Annotated in this window: 2 protein-coding genes; one reads left to right on the forward strand and one right to left on the reverse strand. The window is 73.8% G+C overall.

The features are described 5' to 3' along the window. Nucleotides 1–110 precede the first annotated feature (110 nt). A complete protein-coding gene (locus ACTIDRAF_RS0225245; protein ID WP_083886703.1) occupies nucleotides 111–521 on the forward strand; it encodes a peptidase inhibitor family I36 protein in 411 nt (136 codons plus the stop codon). A 564-nt stretch (nucleotides 522–1,085) separates the two neighbouring features. Here ACTIDRAF_RS0225245 and ACTIDRAF_RS31335 read toward each other — a convergent pair. Next, a partial coding sequence (locus ACTIDRAF_RS31335; protein ID WP_016701436.1) for an FAD/NAD(P)-binding protein occupies nucleotides 1,086–2,525 on the reverse strand: 1,440 nt, incomplete at its 5' end.

A 2,525-nucleotide genomic window follows, 5' to 3' on the forward strand; every position in this document is an offset into this window, starting at 1 on the left:
CCTAGGTTCTGGTCAGGGGATTCCCGCCGGACAATTGGTCGCACCTCGACGACGAGGAACCGCCGGTGGCCCCGTTTCCTTTCCTGCCCCTGTTTGTGTGGAGGTGTTTCGTGAGGAAGTCCGCGAGAAGGTCGTTGACCACCACGATCGGCGTCGTCGCGGTCGTCGCGGGTTCGGCCGTCACGTCCGGAGTGGCCGCCGCCGCCCCCGAAGGCGCTCCGACGGTCGCGGTGTCGAGCACCAGCGGAGCCTGCGAGTTCAGCGGGACGTTCTGCGCCTGGGACGAGGCGGACTTCGAGGGGACCCGTTTCACGGCGCGGGCGTGGAACGCGGGCGCGGGCGCCTGCGTGGACCTGGTCGAGCACGGCTGGGGGGATCGCATCAGGTCGGCGGTCAACACGAACGGCCAGCAGGCGGTCCTGTTCGAGGGCACCGACTGCACCGGGGCCCAGCTGCCCGTCCTCGGTGGGTCGAGCGTGTCGTCCGTGGAGTTCCCGGCGAACAGCGTCCTGGTGTACTGAGGCCGCCCCCGCCGGCGTGGTCGGTCAGCACCCGGGTGGCGCCGGTCCGGAGAGTTCCCCGCGACTCCCGACCGGCGTCCTCACCCGCGTGGGAACGGCGGGGCGGGCACCGCACCGGGGTCGCCCCCCTGGGTGTCCACCAGCGCCTCGCACCGGGACCGGGTCCGGACCGGCGCCCCACCGGTGGTCGACGGGCGGGGAACGTCGCCGGCCCCGCCACACGGGGTCTCGCGGCCGCCGCGCGCATCCCGAGGTGGGAACCCGGCACGGCGGTGGGCTCGCGGCTCGTCCCCTGACCTCCCGGCACTGGACCGACCAACAGCCTCGTGGGTCCGCCCGGTCCCGCCCCGACCGCGATGTTCCCGCCGTCGGGGTGGGCCGGACCGCGAAGCGTCCAGACGCACCTCGATCGCGTCCCCGACTCGCCCCTGCCCACCGCGCCCGGCGGTACGGCCGGAGGCCGACCAGACAGCCGCCTCCGTCCCTCCTCAGGAGGGCACGGGGCCGGCCAGCCGGTCGCCACCGACCCGCGCCGTCGTCCCGGGCGCGCCCGACACCGCCACGTCAACCCACCGGAGTCGCGACATCCTCGGCGGCCACGGGTGTGCCGCCCCGGGGCAGGAACTCCCGCAGCCAGGTCAGGACGTCCCGCATCACGTGGTGGTTGTGGTGCGGGCGCAGCGCACCGAGCTGGAAGAACATGACGCCCTCGCTGGGTGGTCCGAGGAACGTCAGCCGCCGGTCGACCGTCCCGTCCCGCCGCACCGGGTGGAAGTCGACGGTGAGGTCGAGACCGCCCGGTTCGAAGTGGTCCCCGTCCTCGGCGGGGTTGCGCCACTTCCGCACCAGCCCCCGGTCGAGGAGCCGCCGGTACAGCGGTGCGGTGTCCAGTTCCGGGTCGAAGGAGTGCACCCGGGCGTCGACCAGGACGTCGAGTTCGCGGACCGCGCCCGTGTGGGGGCCGTTCACCTGGAACCGGCCGCCGGGCCCTCCCGCGACCGTCACGTCCGGGCCGACCGAGACGTCCACGATCCCGCACTCGACCAGTGCGAGGATCTTCTCCATCACCTCGAGGGCCGCGCCGTTGGCCAGCCGGTTGTGGTGCCGCATGTAGACGGTGAGGAACTCGCGGTGGGAGGCGGCGGTCAGACCACCGTAGTCGACGGCGTACCCCAGCACCGGCCGCAGGTCGCGCCACACCCCGTCCGCCGCGGCCTTCGCCGGGTTGGTCAGGTTGTCCTGCTCCGCCCACAGGTGGTCGCGGCGCATGAACTCCACCACGGCCGCCTGGTAGCGCTCCGGCGAGGTGCGGTCCGCCGGCGGCACCGGGGAGATGGTCGACCGCCAGTCGAAGAGGTTGTCCGACAGCAGCGGCTGGTGACCCCACGGGCGGCGGGCCCGAGCGAACTCCTCGGCCAGGCCGGCCGGGTCGTCCACCCTGGCCAGCAGGGCGTCCCGGGCCACCGGTCCCACCGTGACCTCGAGGAAACGGGACAGGGCCGCGTCGAGGGACCAGCCGTCGGTGGCGGCGCGCGCCTCCACGTGCGGCACCGTCCCCTGGAGCACCCCGTCGATGAGCGTCACCGCCGCCCCGAGGACGGAGGAGACCGGGTCCAACAGCGCTTCCGGGGTGCGCGGTCCGGCCGGGTTGTCCAGGGCGGTGTCCACGGTCGGCCCGACGACCTCGGCGAGACGGCGCCCGAAGTCCGGGCCCAGCAGGGTCACGTAGTACAGGTGCGCCATCTCCAGCAGCACCAGCGGGAAGAGGTGGTCGGTGAAGTCGAGCTGCCGCTGCGCTCCCGTCAGGCCCACCGAGGTGGGACGGCCGACGCTGGCTCGGAGCCGGTCGACGGCGGACTCGGTGAGGAAGACGCCCCGGTGCTCGAACCGCTCCAGGTCGACCTGCTTGGCGTTGTACGGGCGGGCGAAGGTGAACAACCCGGCCTCGCTGACCGGGACGATCGTGGCGGGCTCCCGCCCCGAGGGCCGGTAGGTGAGGCGCCC

Source organism: Actinoalloteichus spitiensis RMV-1378 (assembly GCF_000239155.1).
Taxonomy (GTDB): domain Bacteria; phylum Actinomycetota; class Actinomycetes; order Mycobacteriales; family Pseudonocardiaceae; genus Actinoalloteichus_B; species Actinoalloteichus_B spitiensis.